Here is a 26,013-nt window from a genome sequence, read left to right as displayed (position 1 = left end):
TCGGAGTTACCCATGACCGATGTTTCGCGGCGTACGTTGATCGCCACCAGCCTGGTGGCAGGCGCCCTTCCCGCCGGCGCCGCCCGCGCTGCCGCCACCAAGAGCGGTGCGCCCAAGCCCTGGGGCGCCGTTCCCTCCCCGCGCCAATGGCGCTGGCACGGGCGTGAGGCCTATGCCTTCGTCCATTTCTCGATCAACACCTACACCGACAAGGAATGGGGCTTTGGCGACGAAAGCCCGAAGCTGTTCAATCCGAGCGACTTCGACCCAGACCAGATCGTCGCGGCGGCCAAGGCAGGCGGACTGCGCGGGCTGATCCTGACCGCCAAGCACCACGACGGCTTCTGCCTGTGGCCGACGACCCTGACCGAGCATTGCATCCGCAACAGCCCGTACAAGGACGGCAAGGGCGACATCGTGCGCGAGATGACGGACGCCTGTCGCCGCGCCAACCTCCCCTTCGGCCTCTATCTGTCGCCATGGGACCGCAACCACGCCGAATACGGCCGGCCGGCGTACATCACCTATTATCGCGCGCAGCTGACCGAGCTGTGCACCCGCTATGGCGAACTGTTCGAAGTGTGGTTCGACGGTGCCAACGGCGGTGACGGCTATTATGGCGGCGCGCGTGAGGCGCGGAAGATCGACGCGCCGCGCTATTACAACTGGCCCTCGATCATCGCGATGGTCCACAAGCTGCAGCCCAACGCCTGCACCTTCGACCCGCTGGGCGCCGACATCCGCTGGGTGGGCAACGAGGACGGCGTCGCGGGCGACCCGTGCTGGCCGACGATGCCGAACAAGCCCTACGACCAGAAGGACGGCAACAGCGGGGTGCGCGGTGGCGAGCTGTGGTGGCCGGCCGAGACCGACGTGTCGATCCGTCCGGGCTGGTTCTACCATGCCGACGAGGACTCCAAGGTGAAGAGCCCGGAACGGCTGGTGCGGCTGTACGACGAGTCGGTTGGACGTGGTACCAATCTGAACCTCAACCTGCCGCCGGACCGGCGCGGGCGCATCGCCGACCAGGACCTCAAGATCCTCAAGTCCTTTGGTGAAGCGATCCGCGCGACCTTCGCCAAGGATCTGGCACAAGGCGCGGTGGCGACGGCGAGCCACAGCCGCGGGCGCGGATTCGAGCCGGCACGGGTGCTGGACGGCGATCGCGAGAGCTACTGGTCGGCGCCCGACGGCGTCACCAACCCCAGCTTGACCCTGGACCTGCCGCCGGGGCGCAGCTTCGACGTGATCCGCGTGCGCGAATATCTGCCGCTGGGCGTGCGCGTCACGCGCTTCGCCATCGACGCAGAGGTGGACGGCCGCTGGCAGACGTTGGGCGAGCATGAGTGCATTTCCGCCCAGCGCATCGTGCGGCTCGAAAAGCCGATCGCCGCCCGGCGCGTGCGGCTGCGCATCCTGGAGGCGCCGGCTTGCCCGGCCATCAGCGAAGTCGCGCTGTTCCGCTCCGTCGCCCCGGCAGAGGTGCCGGCGATCGTTTCGTCCGATCCAACAGTGCTCGACACGTCGGGCTGGAAGATCGTGGAGGCGAGCGCGCCGGGCGCGGAAAAGCTGCTCGACAATGACGCGGCGACGATCTGGGCGCAGCCTGCGCCTGCCGCCGGCAAGCCGGCAAGCGTGACGGTGGCGCTTTCCGAGACGGTGATGCTCGCCGGCTTCAGCCTGACGCCATCGCGCCAGGTGATGACCAATGCCGCGCCACCCAAGGGCTATGTCGCGGAGACGAGCGTCGACGGGAAGACGTGGCAGTCCGCCGCCACGGGTGAATTCAGCAACATCGCCTATGCGCTGTCGACGCAGCGAATCGCGTTCGAGACACCGCGCAGTGCGCGATTCCTGCGCCTGCGCTTTGCCGAGGCGGCATTGCCAAAGGAGCGGTTGGCGATCGCCGGCATCGGCGGGTTCATCACGCGACGATAACGCCACCAACTTCGCGTACCGGGCCGCGGACGCTCAGGCGTCTGCGGCCTTTTTTATTGCGCCACGCGAGCCTGCAACCGCCTTCTATGGCAGGAGTGCCACACCCGCGCGCGACAGCACCATTAACTCTTTTTGGTATTGTATTGATCTTGGGACTGTGACAGGTTTGTTTCACAGACGCGCAGTCAAAAATGATAGCGCGACCATTTTGAGGCGGGAAACGTATCGATGTTTCCCGACACACTTGGGGGGGCCGGGTCGTGATTGTGTCGCGCAGAGATACGCTTGCCATCGGCCTTGCCGGCCTTGCGTCCGCGTCGGCGGCGCGCGCCGCACCCGCCGGACGCGCCCTCATCATCTCTACCTGGGACTTTGGCGCTGCCGCCAACGCCGCAGCCTTTGCCCGGTTCAAGGCGGGCGGCACGCTGATCGACGCGGTGGAAGCCGGCGCTCAGGTGCCCGAAGCGGACCCGACGAACCACTCGGTCGGCTATGGCGGCTATCCGGACCGCGACGGCCATGTGACGCTCGACGCGATCATCATGGATGATCAGGGCCACGTCGGCGCAGTCGCGGCGCTGGAGGACGTGCTCCACCCGATCTCGGTCGCGCGCCGGGTGATGGAAAAGACCCCGCACACCATGCTGGTCGGCGAAGGTGCGCGCCAGTTCGCGATGGCCGAGGGCTTTAAGCGCACCAAGCTGCTGACTCCCGAGGCGGAGGCGGGTTGGCGCGAATGGCTGAAGACTGCGCAGTACAAGCCGGTCGCCAACAGCGAGAACCAGCGCGGCTCCGCGCTCGACCATGACACCATCGGCATCCTCGCCTGCGGTCCGGACGGACGGCTGGCGGGTGCCTGCACGACCTCCGGCATGGCGTTCAAGCTGCGCGGGCGAGTCGGCGACTCTCCCCAGGCTGGCTGCGGCCTGATGGTGGAGCCGGGCGTCGGCGCCGCCACCGCGACCGGCGTGGGCGAGGAAGTCACCCGGATCGTCGGCACCGCCCGCATCACCAATTCGATGCGCATGGGAATGACGCCGCAGGCAGCGTGCGTCGAGGCCGTGCAGCACATCGTGAAGCTCCGCGGCGATGCCGTCCGGGATGCCCAAGTCGGCTTCCTGGCGATCGACCGTCACGGGCAGGTCGGCGCCTTCGCGCACCTTCCGGGCTTCACCTACGCCGTTACCGATTCCGAAGGCAGGACAACCATTCACGCCGCACAGAGCCTCAAAGGGCCGAGCGGCGCCAAGAACTAAGGGGACTATTGATGAAGACGATGACGCGATTGTTGTTAGCATCCACCTGCATCGCCGGCGTTGCCATGCCGGCGATGGCTCAGGAAGCCAATGTCACCGGCGGGCCGATCACGACCGATTCCGCCATCGTCAGCCAGGACGACGCTGCTGCCGAGGACAGCGGCTCGATCGTCGTCACCGGCTCGCGCATCAATCGCCCGAACGTCGCGGCAGCAGCCCCGATCACCTCGGTCACCTCTGAATCGATCCGCGCACAGGCGGCGGTGAACATCGAGGAAGTGCTCAACCGCATCCCGTCGGTCGCGCCGGACAGCCAGCAGAACTATCAGGACTCGGACGGCCGCCAGCGCATCAAGCTGCGCAACCTGGGCTTCGAGCGCACGCTAGTCCTGGTCGACGGCAAGCGCCTGGGCACCGTCAACGGCCTTGACGCCAACATGATCCCGACCTCGCTGATCAAGCGCGTCGACGTGCTCACCGGCGGCGCTTCTGCGGTCTATGGTTCGGACGCCATCGCGGGCGTCGTGAACTTCATCCTCGACAACGACTTCGAGGGTATCCAGGCGAACGCGAACTACAATTTCTACAACCACAAGAACAAGTCCGGCCTGATCTCGGACGTGGCGAGCCAATATGGCTTTGCGCAGCCGGCGACCGGTACCACCAATGACGGCGCGCGCATCGACCTGTCGCTGACCGCCGGCAAGAAGCTGTTCGACGACCGCTTCCACATCTCGGGCTACGTCAACTATCGCCAGGCGGACCTCGTCCCCTACAGCGCGCGTGAGACCTCGGGCTGCCAGCTGACCGAGAGCGTCAAGGACGGCCCGCTGAGCTGCACGGTGTCCACCTACACGCGCACCGGCTATGTCTCGCCCCAGAGCGGTCCGAACGCCGGCAACGCCTATGTGAACAACCCGGACGGCACGCGCAGCTTCGTTCCCTATTCGACCGCGCTCGCCGAAAATCCGTACGACAACTACTCGTTCCAGCGGCGCAGCAAGCGCTGGAACGCCGGTGGCTTCACCTCGTTCGAGATCTCCAACGCGGTGGAACTCTATGCCAGCGCAATGTGGTTCAAGGACAAGTCGGTAAACCTCTATCCGGCGCGCGTGTTCAGCTCGACCTCGTACAGCGAGGGTGCATACACGGTCAGCTGCGACAACCCGTACATGTCGGCGGCACAGTCGGCGACGATCTGCGGCGCGGATGCGGGCACGAACACGAGCGTGCCCATCGATCTGCGCTACCGTTTTAGCGGCGTGCCGGACCTGGAAGACCGCTACACCAACGAAGGCACGCGCATCACCGCCGGCTTCCGCGGCGACTTCGCCCAAGGCTGGAGCTATGATGTCGGCGGCGTCTACTCGCGCAACAAGATGATCACCAGCTGGTCCGCCGGGCCGGTATGGGAGCGCGTCAACAACTCGCTCAACGTGGTCAACAACAACGGCGTGATCAGCTGCGCAAACGACGTAGAGAACGGCTGCGTTCCCTTCGACCCGTTCAGCGCCAATTCCGAAGTCAACAACGCTGCGCTGTACAACTACCTGATTTCGGGTACGTACGGCACTTCAACCACCACCAACACGCTCTACAACGCCATTGCCACGGTTCAGGGTGACCTGGGCACCTATGGCATCAAGAGCCCCTGGGCCGAGCAAGGCGTGGCCGTTGCGGTCGGCGCCGAGTTCCGCGAGGACCAGCTCAAGAGCCATGCCGACGAGATCTGGCGCGAAACGATCAGCAACGACTCGGATCGCTATCTGGCCCAGCACGTCTGGGAAGGTAGCGTGGAGCTGCAGGTCCCGATCATGCAGCACCAGCGGTTCGCGGACCTGCTGCAGTTCAACGGCGCCTATCGCCTGTCGAAGTACAGCAGCAACCCGGACACCTTCTCGACCTGGAAGGCCGAGGCGGTCTGGGCACCGATCCCGGACATCACCTTCCGCGGCTCGATCAACCGTGCGCAGCGCGCACCAACGGTCGTCGAACAGTTCCAGGCGAGCAACACCAGCTACGGCCGGATTACCACTGCGTACAACGACATCTGCGCACCCACCATCACCGGGACGACGTTCGATCCGAACACGGGCCAGCAGATCAATACCTATGGCTCGCCGGTCGCATCGCGTGAGGTCTGCGCGGCAACCGGTCTCGCCGACAATCTCTACGGCAGCGCCACCCTGCTCTGCCCGACGGACGTCGGCTGCACCTACAAGGCTGGCGGCTTTACCGTCGATCCGGAGACCGCCTACACCAAGACCTTCGGCGTGGTCCTCAAGCCGCGCTTCCTGCCGGGCCTGATCGTCTCGGTCGACCGCTTCCTGATCGATCTGAACCAGTCGATCGGGTACAATGACTACTCTTACTTCTCGCAGGGTTGCGCTGAGACGGGCGACGACTTCTTCTGCAGCATGTTCGTCCGCAACGCCGACGGGACGCTGTCCAGCGATCCGACGACGAACCCGACGACCGGCTATATCCGCCAGGGCACGACCAACTACTACAAGAGCAAGTCGTACGGCTGGGACTTCCAGGCACAATATGGCCTGGGCCTCGGCAAGGTCGGCCGCCTCGATTTCGACTTCTCGGGCTCGCTGACCACCCGTGCAGGTGCACAGGACGCATCGTTCCTGTCCGAGCGCAACTGCGCCGGCTATTTCGGGGGTGCTGGCTGCAGCCAGTTCATCCCGAAGTGGACGCACAACCTGCGCGGCACTTATACGACCGAGGACAAGGTGTTCAGCCTGTCGCTGAACTGGCGCTACCTGGGCCCGCTGACCCGCACGTCGAACTCGTATGACGAGACGCTCGGCTGGACGGAGGACTCGACCCGTTCGACCTTCTACCGGATCGGCGCCTACAACTACTTCGACCTGTCGGCGAACTTCCGGGTCCAGGAGAATTTCTCGCTGCGCTTCGCGGCGAACAACATCCTGGACAAGACGCCGCCGATCCTGCCGAACTCCTACGACATCGGCCTTTCGCGCGCGAACACCATCTCGGCGCGGTATGACTCGCTGGGCCGGCAGATCGCGTTCGGGGCGACGGTCAACTTCTGATCGCTTCCCCGCGGACATAGTTCCCATGAACTGGGCCCGTGCTCCTTGCGAGCACGGGCCCTTTTTTTTGGTGCCTGTCACCTGGCGTAGCGGGTTGCGGAGCGAGGATCGGCCCTTACCTTTCGGGTCCCTTGCTCCATCTGGATGCCGCCATGACCTCCACCGCCCCCGTCTGGTTCATCACCGGCTGTTCGACCGGCTTTGGCCGCGAGCTTGCCACGCGCGTTCTGGACCACGGCTGGCGGGTGGTGGTGACCGCGCGCAATGCTGACGCCGTCGCCGACCTGGTTGCAGGCCGCGAGGACCGCGCGCTGGCGGTGGCGCTGGACGTCACCGAGGCCGGTCAGATCGCGGCTGCCGTTGCTGCCGCGCGGGAAAAGTTCGGCCGTATCGACGTGCTCGTGAACAACGCCGGCTACGGCTATCAAAGCAGCGTAGAGGAAGGCGAAGAGGCGGAAATCCGCGCGCAGTTCGACGCCAACGTCTTTGGCCTGTTCGCGCTGACCCGCGCCGTGCTGCCGCTGATGCGCGCGCAGCGTAGCGGACGCATCCTCAACATCACCTCGGTTGCGGGGCTGATCGGCTTCCCGGCATCCGGCTATTATGCCGCGTCGAAGCATGCGGTCGAGGGCTGGTCGGACACGCTGCGCGCCGAAGCGGCGCCGCTCGGTATCCACGTCACTTGTGTCGAGCCGGGGCCGTTCCGCACCGATTGGGCCGGCCGCTCGCTGCGCCAGACGCCGAACCGGATCGCGGACTACGCCGAGACCGCCGGCAAGCGCATGGACGACACCCGCGGCGTGAGCGGCACCCAGGCCGGCGACCCGGCTCGTGCCGCCGATGCCATGATCGCGCTTGCCGAGCAGGCCGATCCGCCGCGACACCTGGTGCTCGGCCGCTTCGGCCATGACGCGGTTGTCGCCCGCCTGAAGGAGCGCCTCGCCGAGATCGAGGGCAATCGCGACATCAGCCTCGCCACCGACTTTCCCGACGCCTGACGGAGACTTCATGACCACCCCAGCACTGTTCACCCCGGCCACCGTGGGTTCGCTCAAGATGGACAACCGCATCGTCATCGCGCCGATGTGCCAATATTCCGCCGTCGACGGCTGCATGACCGACTGGCACCTGATCCACCTGGGCCAGCTGGCGCTGTCGGGCGCTGGGCTGCTGACGATCGAGGCGACGGCCGTCGTGCCGGAAGGCCGCATCACCTACGGCGACGTCGGCCTGTGGGACGATGCGACGGAGGCGGCGATGGCGCGAACCCTCGAGAGCGTCCGTCGGCACTCGCCGATGCCGATCGCGATCCAGCTGGCGCATGCCGGCCGCAAGGCGTCAACCGAGGTGCCGTGGAAGGGCGGCGCACAGCTGCCGCCGGAGGACGCCAATGGCTGGCAGACCGTCTCCGCCTCCGCGCTGCCGTTCGAGGCGCATGAGCACGCGCCGCAGGCGCTCGACCGCGCCGGCATGGATCGGGTCCGCGACGCCTTTGCCGATGCGGCGCGCCGCTCGGCCCGGCTCGGCATCGACGCCATCCAGATCCATGCCGCGCACGGCTATCTGCTGCACCAGTTCCTCTCGCCGCTCTCCAACCAGCGCACCGACGACTATGGCGGCAGCCTGGAGAATCGCATGCGCTTCCCGCTGGAGGTCTATGACGCAGTGCGTGCAGCCTTCCCGGCCGACAAGCCGGTGACGGTGCGCGTGTCGGGGACCGACTGGGTCGAGGGTGGCTGGGACGTCGAACAGACGATCGCCTTCACCAAGGCGCTGCAGGCACGCGGCTGCGGGCTGATCCATGTGTCGAGCGGCGGCCTTGATCCGCGCCAGCAGATCCCGGTCGGGCCGAACTATCAGGTGCCGCTGGCACGCGCGGTGAAGCAGGCGACCGGCGTGCAGGTCGTCGCGGTAGGCCTCATCACCGACTACGAGCAGGCGGAGGCGATCGTCGGCACCGGCGACGCCGACTATGTCGGCCTGGCGCGCACGATCCTCTACGATCCGCGCTGGCCGTGGCATGCCGCCGCGCATCTGGGCGGCCGGGTCCGGGCGGCAGACCAGTATCTGCGCTCACAGCCGCGGCAGTATCGCTCGCTGTTCGACATGCCGGGCAGCGCGGAGTCATGAGCCGGGGGCTCGTGCCCCCCGCGCCCGTCAACCCGACGGCGCCGGGACGCCAGCGCGCCTCGGTGTCGCTCAAGTTCGGGCGCCGCCGCGGGTTCAGCGCGAGTGTCGAGGTGACCCCGGCCGGGCTGTTGGCGATCGGCGGGCTGGTCTCGTCGATCCTGCTGTCGACGGCGGTACTGGTACGCAGCGCCGCAGCGGCGAAAGCCGCTGCGGACGCGCCTCCGCGCCTGCCTGCCCCTGGCAGTCGGAACCTCTAGACAGCGGCGCGATGTTCTGAGACCTTTTGGCTACCTTTCGGAGACCAAAGTGCCTCAGATCCTTTTCCGCTCGACTGCCCTGTTCACCACCGCGGCTGCGGCGCTGCTTGCCGGCACTGCACAGGCGGGGCCTGTCACTACCCTGCCGCAGGTGTTCCCGCAGCCGGTGTCGATGACGCTCAATGGCCCCGCCCTGCCGCTGGGCAGCGAAGCGACGCTGGTGGCGGACGGCACGATCGACACGGCGACGATCGCGCTCGTGCGCGGCGCGCTTGCTGCGGCGGGCGTGGAGACGATCCACCTTGCGCGCAGCCTTCCCGGGAACGCGCGGGGCACGGTCGTGGTCCTCGGCACGGCGACTGCCTCGGCGGTGCGCTCTGCCGTCACCCAGCTTGACGGCACGCTTCCGGAGCAGCGCGAGGGCTATACGCTGACGAGCGGCCTACGCGGCGATGCTGCGCTGGTGGTGCTCGCCGGCAAGGACGCGGACGGACTCTACTACGCCGCGCAGACGCTGCGGCAGCTGACGGCACGCGGGTCGCTGCCCGCCATCAACATCGCCGATCACCCGGCAATGGCAATCCGCGGCACGATCGAGGGGTTCTACGGCGCGCCCTGGTCGACGGTTGACCGTGCCGCGCACCTCGATTTCCTGGGTAGCGTCAAGGCCAATACCTATATCTACAGCCCCAAGGACGATCCGTTCGCGCGCGACAAGTGGCGCGAGGATTATCCCCAGGCGACGCTCGATGCGCTCAAGGGGCTCGTGGACCAGGCGCGGCGCAACCACGTCCGCTTCACCTATGCGATCTCGCCGGGCCCCTCGATCTGCTATTCGAACCCGGCCGATGTGCAGGCGCTCAAGCGCAAGTTCGACGCGTTCCGGGCGCTCGGCGTCCGCTCCTTCTACATCGCGTTCGATGACATCGAGTATAAGAAGTGGAACTGCGACCAGGATCGCGCCGCGCTGGGTGAGCCGGGCGAGCGGGCCGCGGGCCTTGCCCAGGCGCAGCTTTCCAACAGCATCTACAGCTGGCTGAAGGCACAGGACGGCGACGAGGCCGAACTGATGATCGTCCCTACCGAATATTACAACACGACCGAGACGCCGTATAAGGCGGCGCTGCGCAAGGTCGATCCGGCCGTGTACGTGCAGTGGACCGGCACCGATGTGGTGCCGCCCGCCATCTCGATCGGCAATGCCAAGGATGCGACGAAGGCGTTCGGCCGCAAAACGCTGCTCTGGGACAACTACCCCGTCAACGATTATGGCGAGTCCGCGGGCCGGCTGCTGATGGCACCCTACGCCAAGCGCGAGGCGGGGCTTTCCAAGGAACTGAGCGGCATCCTGGCCAACCCGATGAACCAGGAGGCGCCGAGCCGCGTCGCCGTGTTCGGCAGCGCCGCCTTTGCCTGGAATGACCGCGGCTATGATGCGGACCGCGCCTGGAAAGCGGCAGCGCGGATGCTCGCATCCGACGATGCTGCGACGACCGAGGCGCTGATGACCTTCTTCGACGTCGAGCATCTGGCGCCGACCTTCGGCAGCCAGCCCTGGCAGCCCTCGGCACCCAGGCTGAAGGCTACGCTCGACGGCGTTGCCGAGGCACTGGCGACCGGTGACGCCGGCGCGCGCCGCACAGCGCTCGCCGAGCTGAAGACGACGGCGGATGCGCTCGCCGGCGCCTCCGACACGATCCGCGCAGGCGTGGCGGACGCGGGCTTCATCGCGCAGAGCAAGCCCTGGCTGGACGCGCTCCAGCTCTGGGGCCGTGCGCTGCAGGCGACTGCGATGGGGCTGTCGTCCGCAGACCAGGGCGGCTCGCGCGCGCCCGCCTTCTTGGCGCAGGCAAAGGCGCTCGCGGCACAGGCAGCGGCGATCCAGACCATCCCGAACACCACCCGGCCGCAGGGTCCGATCAAGGTGGCGGACGGCGTGCTGGACGTGTTCATCGAACGCGCGCCTTCTATGATCCTCGTGGGTCAGGATGTGCGCGGAGAGTAGGCGACCCCGCAGGCGGCACATCTCCGACACCGTGCTCCTGCGGAGGCAGGAGCCCAGGGCCCCAAACGCCGCAAGTGTTGTTTCGCCCGGCCCTGGTTCCCTGCCTGCGCCGGGCTACGGATTGAATGGCGGGGTGGCGCCCGCCCGGCCCAAGGCGGGACGGGTTGATCCGGCGTTACAGTACCGCCGCCGGGCCAGCCGTGGCGCGGTCGGCAACCGGGGTCTTCCACAGTGCGCCGGGCTTGGGCAGCAGGAAGTGGCTGAAGGGCAGCACCGCGGCACCGACCGCGGGCGCGTCCTCGGACAAGGCCGCCCGTGCCACGGGAGCAATCGCCGGCAGCACATCGACCTGCTCGCGCATCAGCGCGTTCACGCGGTCAGCGAGTTGTTCGACAAAGGCGCTCGGGAGGCGACCGCCGATCAGCACCGTCGCTGGATTGATGAGGCAGCAGATCGCCGAGACGGGCGTACACAGCCGCTGGGCGGCCGCCTCGATCCACTCATCCACACAGGCCGACAGCTCGGGCGCGATCCGGGTGCGGTGCATGGCGTCGGCAAGATCAAAGCCCGAAGCTTCAAGGTGTCGGGAAAGGCCAGACAGCGAGACGAGCGCCTGGACAGGCTCCCGCCCGCCCTTGCCATCGGTTGCAAGCATAAAGCCGAGTTCGCCGCTGCGGCCGTTGGCGCCGCGAACATAGGCACCGTCGACGACAAAGCCGCCGCCAAGCCCCGACGATAGGAGCACGTAAAAAAAGCTGCCGTATTTCTGGCCCAGCCCCAGCTGCATCTCGCCGCTTGCCGCAGCAGCAGCGTCATTCTCGACGAACACGGGAAGCTCGTACGGGTCGGTGAACAGCGAAGCCATGTCGAGCCCGTTCCACGCCGCATATTCCGGGGGCCGGCCGGGCAAGTCGACCAGGCCGAGATCGTCGGGTGCCGCGACACCGATGCCGACCAGCTTCGACGGATCGACGTCCGCCGTGCGCAGCATCTCCTCGATCGACCGCGCGTACAGCGAGTGGACATGGTCGGGAAGCGCAAACGCGACCTCTTCGGACGCCCGCGCGAGCGTCCGTCCCGAGAAATCGACGAGCACCACCGTGATATGGTCGCGGTCGATGTTGACGCCGATCGAGTAGCAGGCGTTGCGACGCACGACGAGCTTTGTCGGCGGCTGGCCGCGCCCCCCACGGCGCTGGCCAGCCTCCTCGATCAGCCCGTCCTGCAGCAGCCGACGGGTGATGTTCGCGATGGCAGGCGGCGTGAGCCCTGTGATGCCGGCAAGTTCGACGCGCGTGAGCGAACCACATACCCGGATCGCATGCAGCGTCACTCGCTGGTTGTGGTCGGCAGCGCGTTCGAGATTGGTTCCGGAAAGACGTGCACCGGACGCGGCAGCGATCATGCGGCGATCCAGCGGCGCCGGAACGGATGATGCGGAGGCTCGGTCGTGGCTCTGTGCATCTGTCTCTCCCGCCCGCCGGCGACCCTTGGTGGATCCGTCTGCTCCTACTAATGCAGCAGCGTGACGCAGATACAACCTTTTCGTACCGGCACGGTCGCCTGTGTTTGTTGCCCGTTGAGTTACAAAATTTGATGTATTAATTCAGGATGGCGCAGGCTCCGATTGCGGGTAGGCGCCAACAAGGGGAGACGATTCCATGTTCCGGCTGAACTCGATGGCGGCGCCCTGCCGGCCATCCTCTCCCGCGGCCGCACAATTCCGGAAACGACGCGCGTGAACACTGCTATCGACACCTCGGCGCTTCCGCTCGTCGGCATCGAACTCGGCGGGACCAAGTGCATCTGCACGCTCGCGCACGGACCGGACGCCATCCTCGACCAGCGGACGGTGCCTACGACGGTTCCGGCAGAGACACTGCCGGCGATCCTCGCCATCCTGAACGAGTGGCATGCCGCGCACGGTTTCCAGGCGATCGGCATCGCCTCGTTCGGGCCGATCGACATCAATCCCAAGTCGCCGACCTATGGCCAGGTGATGGCGACCAACAAGGCGGGCTGGCCAGGTGCCGACGTGCTGGGCACGCTCTCTGCGCCGTTCGGCGTGCCTGTGGCGTTCGACACCGACGTGAACGGTGCCGCGCTCGCGGAGATCCGCTGGGGATGCGCGCAGGGGCTGGAGGATTTCGCCTATGTGACGGTGGGCACCGGTGTCGGCGTCGGCCTGGTCGTGCACGGCCGCCCCACCCGCGGCATCAGCCATAGCGAGATCGGCCACCTGCGCGTGCCGCGGCTCCCTTCCGACACTGTGCCGAGCGTCTGCCGCTATCACCCCGACTGCATCGAGGGTCTGGCGTCCGGCACTGCGCTGGTGGCGCGGCTGGGCGGCCGATCGGTGGCAGAGGTTGCCGAGGACGATCCCGTGTGGGAGCCGATCGTCCATGCGCTTGCCCTGATGTGCCACGACCTGGTGTGCACCACGGGTCCCATGCGCATCGCGATCGGCGGGGGCGTGGTCTCCGGCCAGCCGCACCTCCTGGCGCGCATCGAGGCGGCGCTCCTGCAAAGCCTGGACGGCTATATGCCGCTGCCTGCCGACGGCCCCTATGTCGTGGCGCCTGCACTCGGGGCGCTTGCCGGCCCGCTGGGTGCAATTGCGGTGGCGACCACCGCACGCTGATCGCCTGCGGCACCTGCTGCCCCTCCCCTTGTGCGACGGGAGCGCTATAGCGCTTCCTCGCACCAAGCCGGAGAATTGCTCGTGACCGACCGCTTCGACATCGTGATCGTGGGGGCCGGGCACGGAGGCGCGCAGGCGGCCATTGCGCTTCGCCAGCGCAAGTTCGAAGGCAGCATCGCGGTCGTGGGCGAGGAGCCGGAGCTGCCTTATGAGCGGCCGCCGCTCTCGAAGGAATATCTGGCCGGCGACAAGCCGTTCGAGCGGCTGCTGATCCGCCCCGCTGCCTTCTGGAACGAGCGCGCGGTGACCATGCTGCCCGGCCGGCGCGTCGTGGCGGTGGACGCGGCTGCACGCACCGTCACCTGCGAAGACGGCGCAGAGGTCGGCTACGGTACGCTGATCTGGGCGGCAGGCGGCCATGCGCGGCGGCTGAGCTGCACCGGCCATGATCTTGCCGGCGTGCACGCGGTGCGCAGCCGCGCCGATGTCGACCAGCTCGCACGCGAGCTGCCGCAGACCGACCGGATCGTCGTGATCGGGGGTGGCTATGTCGGGCTTGAGGCTGCGGCGGTGCTGTCGAAGCTGGGCAAGCAGGTCACCGTCTTGGAGGCGCAGGATCGGGTCCTCGCACGCGTGGCCGGCGAGCCGCTGTCGCGCTTCTACGAGGCGGAACATCGTGCGCACGGCGTCGATGTGCGGCTGGGCGCCAGCGTCACCTGCATCGAGGAAGCCGACGGGCGTGCGACCGGCGTCCGCCTTGCAACCGGCGAAGTGCTGCCGGCGCAGATGGTGATTGTCGGCATCGGCATCGTGCCAGCCGTCGAGCCGCTGCTCGCGGCCGGGGCCCGCGGCGACAATGGCGTAGCTGTGGACGCGCACTGCCGAACGACGCTGCCGCACGTCTATGCGATTGGCGACTGCGCGCTGCACGCCAATCCGTTCGCGGACGGGCTGCCGATCCGGCTCGAATCCGTCCAGAACGCCCACGACATGGCCGCGACTGCCGTCCGCGCAGTCCTCGACGATGCCGCGCCTTACCGTGCAGTGCCGTGGTTCTGGTCGAACCAGTACGACCTCAAGCTGCAGACGATTGGCCTCTCGGCAGGTCACGACGAGACAGTTCTTCGAGGAGACCCGGGCACGCGCAGCTTCTCGTTGATCTACTTGCGCGAAGGCCGCGTGGTGGCGCTCGACTGCGTGAACGCAACCCGCGACTATGTGCAGGGGCGCGGGCTGGTGCTGGCGGCAGCGGTTGTCGATCCGGCGGCGCTTGCCGACACAGCCACACCGCTGAAGGCGCTCGTTCCCGCCGGCTGACGACTAGGCTCCAGATGCACAAAAGCCCTGCCGGGCGAGTGCCTGGCAGGGCTTTCGATGGTGCGCCCGGAACGATTCGAACGTCCGACCCTCAGATTCGTAGTCTGATGCTCTATCCAGCTGAGCTACGGGCGCCCGGTGGAGGGGGCCTAATAGGCGCGGCTTTTCGGGGACGCAAGCCCGTTGCGTCAATTTTCTGCGCACCCTAGACCCACCCCATGCGCAGCCCGATCCTTCCCCTCCCCGTCCTCCTTCTCGCCGCTGGTTGTGCGCAAGAGCGTGGCGAGTTTCCGTCGCTTCTGCCGCGGGCCATCGAGCAGCGCAGCGACGCCGAGCCGGTACGGCCGGTGCCAGTCGCAACGCCCGATCCGGCGCTCGACGCGCAGATCACCCGGCTCACGGCCGCGATCGATGCGGCGGACGCAGCGTTCGGCAAGGTCGCCGATCGCGCGGAGCAGCGCGCACGGGCTGCAAAGGGCGCCGCGCAGGGCAGCGAGCCCTGGCTCGACGCGCAGACGGCGCTGGCGGAGGTCGATGTCGCCCGCAGTGCGATCCAGCAGCCGATCGCCGACCTTGAACAGACGGCGATCGATCGCGCCGCTGCGGGTCAGCCCGCCTACCCGGCCCTGGATGCTGCATTGGAGACGGCACGAACCCGCGCCGCAGCACAGGTGGCCCGGGTTCGCGCGATCGAGGCGATGCTCGCCTGATCCGCGTCAGTTGGCGTCGATGGTGATCCCGCGCAGCACCGGGACGATCGACGCATAATCGTCGGTCCAGGGCGCCAGGCTTCCATCGCGGCGGAGTGCCCGCCAGCCAGCGTCGCTCGCGACTAGCCGCCGGAAGGCGGGCCCGCGCCCGAGCAGGATCCATTCGGACGCGGTCGCTTCCTGTGCCGCCTCCGCCGAAGTCGGCTCGTAGTTGAAGGCCGCAGCGTGCCAGCCGGTGCCCTCAATGGTTGCCGCAACAACCTGCTCCATCGCCAGATAGCGGTTGGACGTGTGGAGCAGCAGCAGCCCGTCGCGGGCGAGCACGCGCGCGTAGGTCTGGAACGCCTCGCGCGTCATCAGGTGTAGCGGGACGGCATCCGAGGTGAATGCGTCGAGCACCAGCAGGTCGAGGCTGGCGGCCTGTTCGTCGCCGAGCGACAGGCGCGCGTCGCCGAGCCGGACGTCGGCGTCGGGCAGGCACCGCGACAGAAAGCTGAAGCGGTCGGGATCGCGTGCGATGCGGGCCACCGCCGGGTCGATCTCGTAGAAACGCCAGTGCTGGCCCGGGTGCGCATAGCAGGCGAGCGTGCCGGTGCCGAGGCCGACCACCCCCACCCGCGCGGCATCGCCGTAGAGAGCCGGCAAGGCGCGCATCGCCTGCCCCACTCCGGAGGCCGGGACATAATAAGTCGTCGGCTGGCGCAGACGTGCCTCGCTGCCGAGAAGCTGCACGCCGTGAAGCGTGGTGCCGTGTGCCAGGTCGCGCGCACCCGGTCGGTCGGTGATCGTGTAGACGCCGAAATAGCTGCGGGTGCGGGCGCCAGGCTGGGCTGAGAGGCGAAGCGCGTCATAGCCGCCGAACAGGAACAGGGCACCGGCGACCACGCCGGCAAACACCGGCCGCCTGCCGATCGCGAGCAGCCCAAGCAGGGCCAGGCTCACGAACACGATGCCGGCACGGGTGCCGCCGGCGAGCGCCGACTGGTCGTCCAGCCCCAGCCAGACTGCCAGCGCGGTGGCGCCAAGGGTCGCGGCAGTCATGCTCCGGCGCCGCCCTCCTGCCCAGAGCCGGGCGATGCTGGGCAGCAGGAACCGTTGCGGTGCAAGCACGCCCGCCGCCAGGATCAGCAGCGGAAACTCATAGGTCCAGTCGAACACCACGGGTGCGACCAGCCCTGCGAAGACGCCGCCCAGCGCACCCCCCACCGACATGGCAAGGTAGAAGCCGGTCAGCCGCTCGGGCGCCGGGCGGTGCTCGTACATGCAGCTGTGCAGCGCGACGGAGATGACGAAGAGCAGCAGCAGCGCCATTGCCGCATTCAGCACCGGGTAGTTCTGGTGCCCGGCGATCACCATGCTGCCGAAGATCAGGATCGCGATCGGCGCGTAGCGGGTGAGAAAGGTGGCCAGCCCACGGCGAGCGGCGAAGGCGACGGTGAAGCTCAGCAGATAGAGCCCCAGCGGCAGCACCCACAGCAGCGGTACCGCAACGATGTCGGTGGTCAGGAAGCTCGAAGTCTGGATCATCAAGCCCGAGGGCACAAAGGCGAGCGCGATCCACCACAGGACCCGGCGGCGGGTCGGCGGCGCGCTGGTGAGCGCAGGCCGATGCGCGGCCGGGCCGCTGCGCGGCAGCAGCAGCGCGCAGCCGAGCACCAGCAGGACGAGGAACAGATAGCCACCCGTCCACAGCCAGCTCTGACCCGTCAGCGCGAGCCTTGGCTCCACCAGCAGCGGATAGGCGAGCAGCCCGGCAAAGCTGCCCACGTTGGAAGCGGCGTAGAGCGCATAGGGATCGCGCCCGCCAGTTGCCGCCGAGAACCAGCGCTGCATCAGCGGCGCCTGCGCCGACACGGCAAAGAACAGCGGCCCGATCGAAGCACCGAGCAGCCAGGGCACCCACAGCGCCGGCTCGGCCCCGGCCGGCAGGCGCATGGCCGACAGGCCGATCGGCAGCCACAGGGCCGCCAGTGCCAACACCGCCAGATGGGTCAGCGCCTGGGTCCGCGGGCGGCGGTGGGCCAGCCAGTGCGCATAGGCGTAGCCGCCGAGCAGCAGCGCCTGATAGACCAGCATCGCCGAGTTCCAGACGGCAGGCGCGCCGCCCAGCCGGGGCAGCGCCATGCGCGCGACCATCGGCTGGATCAGGAACAGCAGGAAGGATCCGGTTAGGATCGTCAACGCGAACAGCGCGCGCGCCGGTCCCGGCCGCGGGAGCGCAGGAGCAGGCTCGGTCATCACCGGATGCTCGGCCGTTCCAGGTGCGGGTCCAACTGCTGGGCCGGTCGCGGCACGCTTGTCAGATCACGCGCCCAGCAGCCGCGCGGCATGCGCTGCATGATAGGTCAGCACGCCAGTGCAGCCGGCCCGCTTGAACGCCATCAGCGTCTCCAGCACGACCGCGTCGCGATCCGCCGCACCGGCCGCGACCGCTGCCTCGAGCATCGCGTATTCGCCGGAGACTTGGTACGCAAATACAGGCACTTCAAAGGCGTTCTTCACCCGAAGGATGATGTCGAGATACGGCAAGCCCGGCTTCACCATTACGCTGTCGGCGCCTTCCGAAAGGTCGAGCGACACCTCCCGCAGCGCTTCCTCGGCATTCGCCGGGTCCATCTGGTAGGTCTTCTTGTCGCCCTTCAGCAGCCCGCGCGAGCCGACCGCGTCGCGGAAGGGCCCGTAGAAGCCGCTCGCATATTTGGCGGCATAGGCCATGATCTGGACATTGTGGTGACCGTCCGCTTCCAGCGCCTCGCGGATCAGGCCGATGCGGCCGTCCATCATGTCGGACGGGGCGATGATGTCGGCACCGGCGCGTGCCTGCGCCAGCGCCTGGCGCACCAGCTGGTCGGCGGTGGCATCGTTCATCACATAACCGCGGTCGTCGACCAGCCCGTCGTGGCCGTGGGTCGTATAGGGATCGAGCGCGACATCGGTGAGCAGGCCGACTTCCGGCACTGCATCCTTGATGGTCGCGATCGCGCGGCACATCAGGTTGTTCGGGTTGTACGACTCCTCGCCCAGTTCGCTGCGAAGATGCGACGGCGTATTCGGGAACAATGCCAGGCAGGGAATGCCCAGGTCACGCGCCTCGCGCGCGCGCGCCACCAGCCCCGCCATCGACCAGCGCGAGACGCCCGGCAGCGCGGCAACCGGCTCCTCGCCCTCCCCCTCGGTGATGAACAGCGGCCAGATCAGGTCGGCAGGCGTCAGCACGGTTTCGGCATGTAGCCGGCGGCTCCAGTCGGCAGCGCGGGTACGACGAAGGCGAAGGGCGGGATACGCGGCGATAGACATGGGCCGCTGTGTGGGCCAAGCACCGAGCGTGCGCAAGCGCAGGGCACGCAACCACGCGTGCATCCGGGCATGCTTCTGCGCGTTGAGGGTGCATGGACAAGATCCGCTCGGCCGCGCTGGTCGTCAACACGCAGTCCCGCACCGGGCAAGATCAGTTCGAACAGGCTTGTGCCGCGCTGTCCGGCCTCCCCTTCGACGTAGCGCCGCATCCGGTTGAGGACCCCAGCAAGCTGCAGGACACGGTACGGCAGGTGATGGCGGGAAAGCCTGACCTGCTGATCCTGGGCGGCGGCGATGGCACGATCAGCAGCCTGGTCGATCATCTGGTGGGCAGCGACACCATCCTGGGCGTGCTGCCGCTTGGCACCGCCAACAGCTTCGCACGCACGCTCGGCATCCCGCTGGAGATCGAGGGCGCGGTCGAGGTGCTGCGCACCGGAACTCCTCGGCGGATCGACCTGGGCATGATCGACGGCGACTATTTCGCCAACTGCGCGGCGATCGGCATCTCGCCGCAGATTGCCACCACCATCCCGCACAAGTTGAAGCGCTGGTTCGGCCGGGCGGGCTATCTCGCCTGGGCGACGCTGCAGTTCGTACGCTTTCGCCCGTTCGAGCTGATCGTCGGCGAGGGAGCGGACGCCAAGCGGCTGACCGCGACCGAGGTTCGCATCTCCAACGGACGCTTCCACGGCGGTGTCGAACTGATCGAGGAAGCGCGGCTCGACAGTGGGGAGATCATCGTCCAGGCGGTCGCGCGCAACGGCCGGCGCGGGCTGGTCCGCAACTGGAGCGGCGCCGTGTTCGGCCTCGATTCGCGGCGTGCCGACACCGTCACCTTCCATGCCCGCGAGCTTCGCATCGCCACCAACCCCCCGCTGCCGATCTCGATCGATGGCGAAGTGCTGGCAAAGACGCCCGTCACCGCGAGGATCGCGGCCGGCGTGATCCGGGTGATCGCCCCTGCCTCAACCTGAGAGCCTGTCCCAGAAGTCGCAGCCGTAGCGCTCGGCAAAGTCGGTCTCGACGGTGTCACCGCCCGGCGCAAATACCCGCACCGCAGGGGCGTCCCTGCTGAACGCCGGCCAGTCCCGCAGCGCCTCGCCGCGCGCGAACGCCCCCCAGCTGTCCCGCATCCGCCGGGCAAGGGCGGCTTGCGCGGACGTGAAGCGCGCCGGATTGGCAAGGGCCCAGCGCGTGCCGAACACATAGGTGAGTTCGGCGGCGTGATAGGCGCCGAGCGGCGTGGGGGCCCAGGGATGCGGGATGGAGAACGGCGCTGCCGGATCGTCGAACCGATAGCCATAGACCGGCGTCCTTGCTGCCAGCAGTCGTCGCAGACGATCGGCCGGATGCGCGAAGCGCGACTCGGTGACCACGTCGGCGAAGGCTTGCTGCGCTTCGATCCGGGATCGGGCCGGATAGCGGGCGAGCACCGCCTCGCCATCGCGGCCCCAATCGGCGCGGATGCGCGCCTCGGCATCCGCCTGGCTACGGATGCCGAGGCCGAACAGGCGGCCCTCATGCGAGTTGGTGCCGACGATCACGGGCATCGCCTGGTATCCACCCTCGGCAAAGGCGCGGCCAGGCTCGTGCGGGATCACGGCGTCGCCCCAGACCGGTCCCCAGCTGCCCGGCCCCAGGATGCCGCGTCGGATCGCGGATGCGCGCACAATCTCTCCCGCTGACAAGGCACGCAGGCGATCGAACGCGCCAGCCCCGGCAGCGTCGAGCCGTTCGGCGAAGACGAGGCCGTCCGCCTCGGCCTCTGCCGCAGACACGGTCGAGAGCGGGTCGACGGCAGCACCGCTCTGCAGGATCGCGCGGTGGAACAGGCCCTGCGCGCCCGGCGAGAGCAGCTGGTAGGACGTGCTCCAGGCGCCAGCGGACTCGCCGAACAGCGTGACCTGCGCAGGATCCCCGCCGAACGCGGCGATATTGTCGCGCACCCACCGCAACGCAGCCTGCTGGTCGAGGAGACCGAAATTGCCGGAGCCTCCGTGCGGCTGCTCCTGGGCGAGCGCCGGATGGGCGAGGAAGCCCAACGCGCCCATGCGGTAATTGGGGGCGACCACAACCACGCGCTGCTCGGTCGCAAGCAGGCTGGGATCATAGTTGTCGGACGCGCCGACCGCGAACGCGCCGCCGTGCAGGAAGACCATCACGGGCCAGCCCTCGTCCGGCCCCTCTGGCCGACCTGGCGGCGCATAGACGTTGAGGTAGAGGCAGTCTTCGCTTCCCGTCACGGGCACGAACCGGCCGTGGCCGATCGTCTGCATGGCCGGCGAACCGGTGCGGGTGGCGTCGCGTTCACCCTCCCATGCAGGCGGCGGCTCGGGCGCTCGCCAGCGCAACAGACCGATCGGGGGTGCGGCATAGGGGATACCGAGGAACGCCGCGCCGCCCGACGTCTGGACACCGGCAAGCAGCCCGCCCTGAACGGCCACCGTTTGCCGCACCGCGTCGGGTGCGTCGACCAGATGCGACACCCGCCCGGGGTAGACCAACTCTCCCACGAGCAGCGACAGCAGATTACGGATCCTCATCCACCACAGAGTGGCGGGTCCCGCGACCTGCCGCAAGCTTTGCAGGGCGACCAGACGGACAAGCCTCAGGCAACGGGTTGACGACAAGCGATGCGGTGTCCGATACCGCTACCAACTAGGGAGAGGATCATGACGAAACCCGCGGCTCCAATCGTGAGCGCGTTGCCGGACGACTGGCGTAGTGCGACCCTGCTGGGCCGCATCGACCGCGGTGGCGGTCCCTCCCCCGTGCTGATCCGGCACGGCATCGTTCACGACATGGCGCGCGTGGCGCCCACGGTTTCGGCCCTGGTCGCGCAGGGCATGGCCGAACCCAGCGGAGGCGAAGCGCTGGGCGACCTCGAGACGCTCGACCTGTCGCCCAACGCCGGGTCTGCGATCCGCTTGCTGAGCCCGATCGACCTGCAATGCGTGAAGGCCGCCGGCGTCACCTTCGCGGTGTCGGCATTGGAGCGCGTTATCGAGGAAGGGGCGCGCGGCGACCATGAACGCGCCGCCGAAGTCCGCACCCGTCTGGAAAGCGCCCTTGGCGGCAGCATCCGATCGGTGGTGCCGGGCTCCCCCGAGGCCGCCGCGCTCAAGGACGCGCTGATCGCCGATGGCTTGTGGTCGCAATATCTGGAGGTCGCGATCGGCCCGGATGCGGAGATCTTCACCAAGGCGCCGGTGCTCGCCACCGTAGGCTGGGGCGCCGAAGTGGGCGTCCGATCCGACTCCACCTGGAACAACCCGGAGCCGGAAGTCGTGCTGCTCGCCGATGCGAACGGCCGTGCGGTGGGTGCGACGCTGGGCAACGACGTCAACCTGCGCGACTTCGAAGGGCGCTCGGCATTGCTGCTCGGCAAGGCCAAGGACAACAACGCATCCTGCTCCATCGGTCCGTTCATCCGGCTGTTCGACGACGGGTTCGGCATCGACGACGTGCGTGCGGCCGAAGTGACGCTGCGGATCGAAGGGACCGACGGCTATGCGCTCGACGGCTACAGCACGATGCGAGAGATCAGCCGCGATCCCGAAACGCTGCTCGCCCAGGCGATGAGCGAGCATCAGTACCCCGACGGGTTCGTGCTGTTCCTGGGCACGCTGTTTGCGCCGACCCAGGATCGCGACGCGCCTGGCCGCGGCTTCACCCACAAGGTCGGCGACACGGTGACCATTGCGAGCGCCAAGCTCGGTACGCTGGTCAACACCGTGACAACCTCCAAGGCGGCAGCGCCGTGGAGCGAGGGCATCGGCGCCCTGATGCAGAACCTGGCGAAGCGCGGCCTTCTGGCCGGCTGAGCGCGTCCGCGCCGCCCGAAGAAATCAGACAAGGGGAATTACGTGTTGCAGCAGACAAAGGCGGAAGGATCGGCGGCGATCTATCCCAGCCTAAAGAACAAGCGGGTGATCGTCACCGGGGGCGGCTCGGGGATCGGCGAGGGCCTGACCGAAGCGTTCGTCGCACAGGGTGCGCGCGTGGCCTTTGTCGACATCGCCGAAGACGCGAGCCGGGATCTGGTCGCGCGGCTTTCGCCGGGTGCCGACCACGCGCCGCGCTTCTTTGCCTGCGACCTCACCGACATCGAGGCACTGCGCGCCCGCTTCACCGAGATCGTGGCCGAGCTCGGCGGCGTCGACATCCTGATCAACAATGCCGGCAATGACGATCGCCACACGATCGAGCAGGTGACGCCGGAATATTGGGACCAGCGGCTCGCGGTGAACCTGCGCCACCAGTTCTTTGCGGCCCAGGCCGTGGCGCCAATCATGAAGGCGAACGGCGGCGGCGTGATCCTGAACTTTGGTTCGATCAGCTGGCACCTGGGGCTACCCGAACTGGTGCTCTACCAGACCAGCAAGGCGGCGATCGAGGGGCTGACGCGCAGCCTCGCCCGCGATCTGGGCCGCGCCAACATCCGCGTGAACACGATCGTGCCCGGCAACGTCCAGACGCCGCGGCAGGAGCGCTGGTACACGCCCGAGGGCGAGGCGGAGATCGTCGCCGCGCAATGCTTGGACGGCCGCATCCAGCCGTCCGACGTGGCGGCGCTGGTGCTGTTCCTGTCGTCGGACGACGCACGGATGTGCACGGCGCACGATTACTGGATCGACGCGGGCTGGCGCTGACGCGCACAGCCTGAAGGACGGGGTTTCCATCGCGGAATCTCTTTGCAGACGACGCCACAATCGGCGACGTTGCGCCGCGACACCGCGTTGACCGCCGCAAGAGCGGGGCGCGCATGGGAGGGATGAATGAACGGACGATCGACCTTGGGCGCACTGCTGGCCAGCGCCACGCTTTTTACCGCACCGCTTGCGGCGCAGCAGGCGGGCGCCCCCGCCGCGCCCGGGGCGAGCACCGCGCATCCTGACCGTTGGCCCGCCGCCAAGAGCCCGGACCTGATCGATCCCGCGACCGAAGCCTTTGTCACGAAGCTGATGGCCAGGATGTCGCTGGAGGAAAAGGTCGGCCAGATGATCCAGGCCGACACCAGCGCGATCACGCCTGAAGACCTGCGCCGCTATCCGCTGGGCAGCATCCTGGCCGGCGGCAGCTCCCCGCCGCTGGGCGCGCCGGACCGGTCGCCGGCCGCTCCGTGGGTGGCGACGAGTCAGGCGTTTGGGAAGGTCGCGATGGAGCAGCGGCCGGGCCACGTGCCCATCCCCCTGATGTTTGGCATCGACGCCGTGCACGGCAACAACAATGTCGTCGGCGCGACGATCTTCCCGCACAACAGTGCGCTGGGCGCAATGCGCGATCCCGATCTGATCCGGCGGATCGGCGCGGCGACGGCTGCGGAGACGGCGGCCGCCGGCTTCGACTGGGCCTTCGGGCCGACGCTGGCAGTACCGCAGGACGATCGCTGGGGCCGCGCGTTTGAGGGCTATTCAGAGGATCCCGCGGTGGTCCGCTCCTATGCCGGTGCAATGGTCGAGGGCCTGCAGGGCCGCACCAAGGCGAGCGGCGGCGGCAAGGGTCCGATCCAGCAGGGCCATGTCTCGGCAAGCGTGAAGCACTTCCTCGGCGACGGCGGCACCGCCAACGGCATCGACCAGGGCGACACGCAAGTCGACGAGGATACGCTGATCCGCATCCACGACGCCGGCTATCCCGCGGCGGTGAATGCCGGCACGATGACGGTGATGGCGTCGTTCAGCAGCTGGAACGGCGCCAAGATGCACGGCAACCGCTCGCTGCTGACCGACGTGCTGAAAGGGCGGATGGGCTTCAACGGCTTTGTCGTGGGGGACTGGAACGGCCATGGGCAGATCCCGGGCTGCACCAATGCCGACTGCCCGGCGACCTTCAACGCGGGGCTCGACATGGCGATGGCGCCGGACAGCTGGAAGGGATTGTTCGAGACCACCGTCGCGGCGGCAAAGGACGGCCGTATCCCGATGGCGCGCATCGATGACGCCGTGCGCCGCATCCTGCGCGTCAAGGCGAAGCTGGGGCTGTTCGACGCCGCCCGCCCCTATGAGACGCGCCCGCAAGCGATCGGATCGGCCGAGCACCGCGCCGTCGCCCGCGAAGCTGTCGCCAAGAGCCTGGTGCTGCTGAAGAACAGCGGCGTGCTGCCGATCAAGGCGAGCGCCAACATCCTGGTTGCGGGCGACGCCGCCAACGACATCGGCCGTCAGTCCGGTGGCTGGACGCTCAGCTGGCAGGGCGACGGCAACACCAATGCCGACTTCCCGAACGGCCAGTCGATCTATGCCGGCATCGCGGAGGCAATGAAGGCGGGCGGCGGCACTGCAACGCTGAGCGCGGACGGCAGCTTCACCACCAAGCCGGACGTCGCGATCGTGGTGTTCGGCGAAATGCCCTATGCCGAAATGCGCGGCGACGTACGCACGCTGGAGTTCCAGCCGGGCGACAAGCAGGCGCTCGACCTGCTCAAGAAGCTGAAGGCAGCAGGCGTGCCGACGGTTTCGGTGTTCCTGTCGGGCCGGCCGATGTGGGTGAACCCGGAGATCAACCAGTCGGATGCGTTCGTCGCCGCCTGGTTCCCGGGCTCCGAAGGTGCCGGCGTGGCCGACGTGCTGGTGGGTGACCGCAGCGGCAAGGCACGGCGCGACTTTGCGGGCAAGCTGGCCTTCAGCTGGCCCAAGACTGCGGGGCAGTTCACGCTGAACAAGGGCACCCCCGGCTACGACCCGCTGTTTCCGTTCGACTATGGCCTCTCCTATGCCCGCGGCGGGTCCGTGCCGCAGCTGGCGGAAGTCGCCGGCGTCGATGCGAGCCTGGGCAACACCAGCCTTTATTTCGCACGCGGCCAGGTGCCCGCCCCGTTCAAGCTCGCAGCCGACGCAGGCGTGACGGTCGCAGCGGTCGATGGTCCGCAGACCCAGGAGGGCGCGCGCCAGTTCAGCTGGGGCGGCCAGGGCGCAGTGCGGATCACCGGGCCGGAGATTGACCTGACGCGGGAAGCCAACGCCGACCTGCTGCTGCAGGTGACCTATCGCGTCGGCGCCGCACCCACCGGTCCAGTGACGCTGGGCTTTGGCGGCGGGAAAGTTGACGCTCGCGCCATCTTCACCCCGGCCGGGTCGGAGTGGCGGACGGTGCGGGTGCCGCTCAAATGCTTCCGCGACAAGGGGGCGGATGTTGCCAAGGTGCGCGAGGTCTTCTCCGTCACCAGCAGCGCGCCGCTGCGCTTTGCGGTCGCCGACTTGCGGCTGGTGACCGACCCGGCGGGTGCCACCTGCCCGAACTGACCTGTCGGAGACCTGCGTCAGGCTACGCCGCCCTGCTCCTGCCCTGTTCACCCCGGACCTACGGACGGTGCCGGTCGTGAGCTGGGCAGGCGGCAGAAGGTGACGCGCGACGGGCGCAGCCGTGCGTCATGTTCATGGGCGACAGCATCA

At 68.0% G+C, this 26,013-nt stretch carries 18 protein-coding genes and 1 tRNA gene; 14 read left to right on the top strand and 5 right to left on the bottom strand.

Annotated features, from left to right (window positions below):
• Window positions 1-12: 12 nt before the first annotated feature.
• From LK533_RS09075 to LK533_RS09045, 7 genes are all read left to right on the top strand, one after another.
• A complete protein-coding gene (locus LK533_RS09075; protein WP_229362467.1) occupies window positions 13-1,938 on the top strand; it encodes an alpha-L-fucosidase in 1,926 nt (641 codons plus the stop codon).
• Window positions 1,939-2,204: 266 nt separating this feature from the next.
• Window positions 2,205-3,194 carry a N(4)-(beta-N-acetylglucosaminyl)-L-asparaginase gene (locus tag LK533_RS09070; protein ID WP_420705836.1) on the top strand — a complete coding sequence of 330 codons (990 nt, stop codon included), beginning with the start codon at window positions 2,205-2,207 and terminating at the stop codon, window positions 3,192-3,194.
• Window positions 3,195-3,205: 11 nt separating this feature from the next.
• On the top strand, window positions 3,206-6,259 hold the full coding sequence (locus tag LK533_RS09065) for a TonB-dependent receptor domain-containing protein (RefSeq protein WP_229362465.1): 3,054 nt from the start codon (window positions 3,206-3,208) through the stop codon (window positions 6,257-6,259).
• A gap of 152 nt (window positions 6,260-6,411) precedes the next feature.
• Window positions 6,412-7,257 (top strand): oxidoreductase, encoded by an 846-nt coding sequence (locus tag LK533_RS09060; protein ID WP_229362464.1) that lies wholly within the window; start codon window positions 6,412-6,414, stop codon window positions 7,255-7,257.
• 10 nt (window positions 7,258-7,267) lie between these two features.
• A complete protein-coding gene (locus tag LK533_RS09055) occupies window positions 7,268-8,389 on the top strand; it encodes an NADH:flavin oxidoreductase/NADH oxidase (RefSeq protein ID WP_229362463.1) in 1,122 nt (373 codons plus the stop codon).
• Window positions 8,386-8,646, top strand: a complete 261-nt coding sequence (locus LK533_RS09050; RefSeq protein WP_229362462.1) for a hypothetical protein — start codon at window positions 8,386-8,388, stop codon at window positions 8,644-8,646. Before LK533_RS09055 ends, LK533_RS09050 begins: the two co-directional genes overlap by 4 nt.
• A 49-nt stretch (window positions 8,647-8,695) precedes the next feature.
• Window positions 8,696-10,651, top strand: a complete 1,956-nt coding sequence (locus tag LK533_RS09045; RefSeq protein WP_229362461.1) for a beta-N-acetylhexosaminidase family protein — start codon at window positions 8,696-8,698, stop codon at window positions 10,649-10,651.
• Between the two features lie 175 nt (window positions 10,652-10,826).
• Here the strand turns inward: LK533_RS09045 and LK533_RS09040 are convergent, their stop codons facing one another.
• The gene (locus tag LK533_RS09040; RefSeq protein WP_229362460.1) at window positions 10,827-12,056 is read right to left on the bottom strand and encodes an ROK family transcriptional regulator; all 1,230 of its coding nucleotides are present in this window, start codon (window positions 12,054-12,056) and stop codon (window positions 10,827-10,829) included.
• Window positions 12,057-12,389: 333 nt separating this feature from the next.
• Between LK533_RS09040 and LK533_RS09035 the strand changes: the two genes are divergently transcribed.
• Together LK533_RS09035 and LK533_RS09030 are read left to right on the top strand one after the other, a co-directional pair.
• On the top strand, window positions 12,390-13,292 hold the full coding sequence (locus LK533_RS09035) for an ROK family protein (protein ID WP_229362459.1): 903 nt from the start codon (window positions 12,390-12,392) through the stop codon (window positions 13,290-13,292).
• An 81-nt stretch (window positions 13,293-13,373) separates the two neighbouring features.
• Window positions 13,374-14,609 carry an NAD(P)/FAD-dependent oxidoreductase gene (locus LK533_RS09030; RefSeq protein WP_229362458.1) on the top strand — a complete coding sequence of 412 codons (1,236 nt, stop codon included), beginning with the start codon at window positions 13,374-13,376 and terminating at the stop codon, window positions 14,607-14,609.
• Window positions 14,610-14,667: 58 nt separating this feature from the next.
• Here LK533_RS09030 and LK533_RS09025 read toward each other — a convergent pair.
• A tRNA-Arg gene (locus tag LK533_RS09025) sits at window positions 14,668-14,744 on the bottom strand.
• Window positions 14,745-14,827: 83 nt separating this feature from the next.
• Here LK533_RS09025 and LK533_RS09020 point away from each other — a divergent pair.
• A complete protein-coding gene (locus LK533_RS09020; RefSeq protein ID WP_229362457.1) occupies window positions 14,828-15,319 on the top strand; it encodes a hypothetical protein in 492 nt (163 codons plus the stop codon).
• A 6-nt stretch (window positions 15,320-15,325) separates the two neighbouring features.
• Here LK533_RS09020 and LK533_RS09015 read toward each other — a convergent pair whose 3' ends face one another.
• Together LK533_RS09015 and hemB are read right to left on the bottom strand one after the other, a co-directional pair.
• Window positions 15,326-17,557 carry a spermidine synthase gene (locus LK533_RS09015; protein ID WP_229362456.1) on the bottom strand — a complete coding sequence of 744 codons (2,232 nt, stop codon included), beginning with the start codon at window positions 17,555-17,557 and terminating at the stop codon, window positions 15,326-15,328.
• A 66-nt stretch (window positions 17,558-17,623) separates the two neighbouring features.
• Window positions 17,624-18,616 carry a porphobilinogen synthase gene (hemB, locus tag LK533_RS09010; RefSeq protein ID WP_229362455.1) on the bottom strand — a complete coding sequence of 331 codons (993 nt, stop codon included), beginning with the start codon at window positions 18,614-18,616 and terminating at the stop codon, window positions 17,624-17,626.
• A gap of 92 nt (window positions 18,617-18,708) precedes the next feature.
• On the opposite strand from hemB, the gene LK533_RS09005 reads away from it, so the two are divergent.
• Entirely contained in the window at window positions 18,709-19,593 is an 885-nt protein-coding gene (locus tag LK533_RS09005; RefSeq protein WP_229362454.1) for a diacylglycerol/lipid kinase family protein, read from the top strand.
• Here the strand turns inward: LK533_RS09005 and LK533_RS09000 are convergent.
• On the bottom strand, window positions 19,585-21,162 hold the full coding sequence (locus tag LK533_RS09000; protein ID WP_229362453.1) for a carboxylesterase/lipase family protein: 1,578 nt from the start codon (window positions 21,160-21,162) through the stop codon (window positions 19,585-19,587). The two genes, LK533_RS09005 and LK533_RS09000, sit on opposite strands and share 9 nt — an antisense overlap.
• 129 nt (window positions 21,163-21,291) lie before the next feature.
• Between LK533_RS09000 and LK533_RS08995 the strand changes: the two genes are divergently transcribed.
• The 3 genes from LK533_RS08995 (at window position 21,292) to LK533_RS08985 (ending at window position 25,863) form a co-directional block, all read left to right on the top strand.
• On the top strand, window positions 21,292-22,443 hold the full coding sequence (locus LK533_RS08995) for a fumarylacetoacetate hydrolase family protein (protein WP_229362452.1): 1,152 nt from the start codon (window positions 21,292-21,294) through the stop codon (window positions 22,441-22,443).
• 42 nt (window positions 22,444-22,485) lie between these two features.
• On the top strand, window positions 22,486-23,271 hold the full coding sequence (locus tag LK533_RS08990; protein ID WP_229362451.1) for an SDR family NAD(P)-dependent oxidoreductase: 786 nt from the start codon (window positions 22,486-22,488) through the stop codon (window positions 23,269-23,271).
• Between the two features lie 126 nt (window positions 23,272-23,397).
• On the top strand, window positions 23,398-25,863 hold the full coding sequence (locus LK533_RS08985) for a glycoside hydrolase family 3 protein (RefSeq protein ID WP_229362450.1): 2,466 nt from the start codon (window positions 23,398-23,400) through the stop codon (window positions 25,861-25,863).
• The last annotated feature ends 150 nt before the right edge of the window (window positions 25,864-26,013 follow it).

Origin of the sequence: Sphingomonas sp. PL-96, assembly GCF_020707215.1 — a bacterium.
Lineage (GTDB): Bacteria > Pseudomonadota > Alphaproteobacteria > Sphingomonadales > Sphingomonadaceae > Sphingomonas.
Note: the sequence above shows the minus strand (reverse complement) of the source record. Positions and strands in the feature narration are given on the sequence as shown.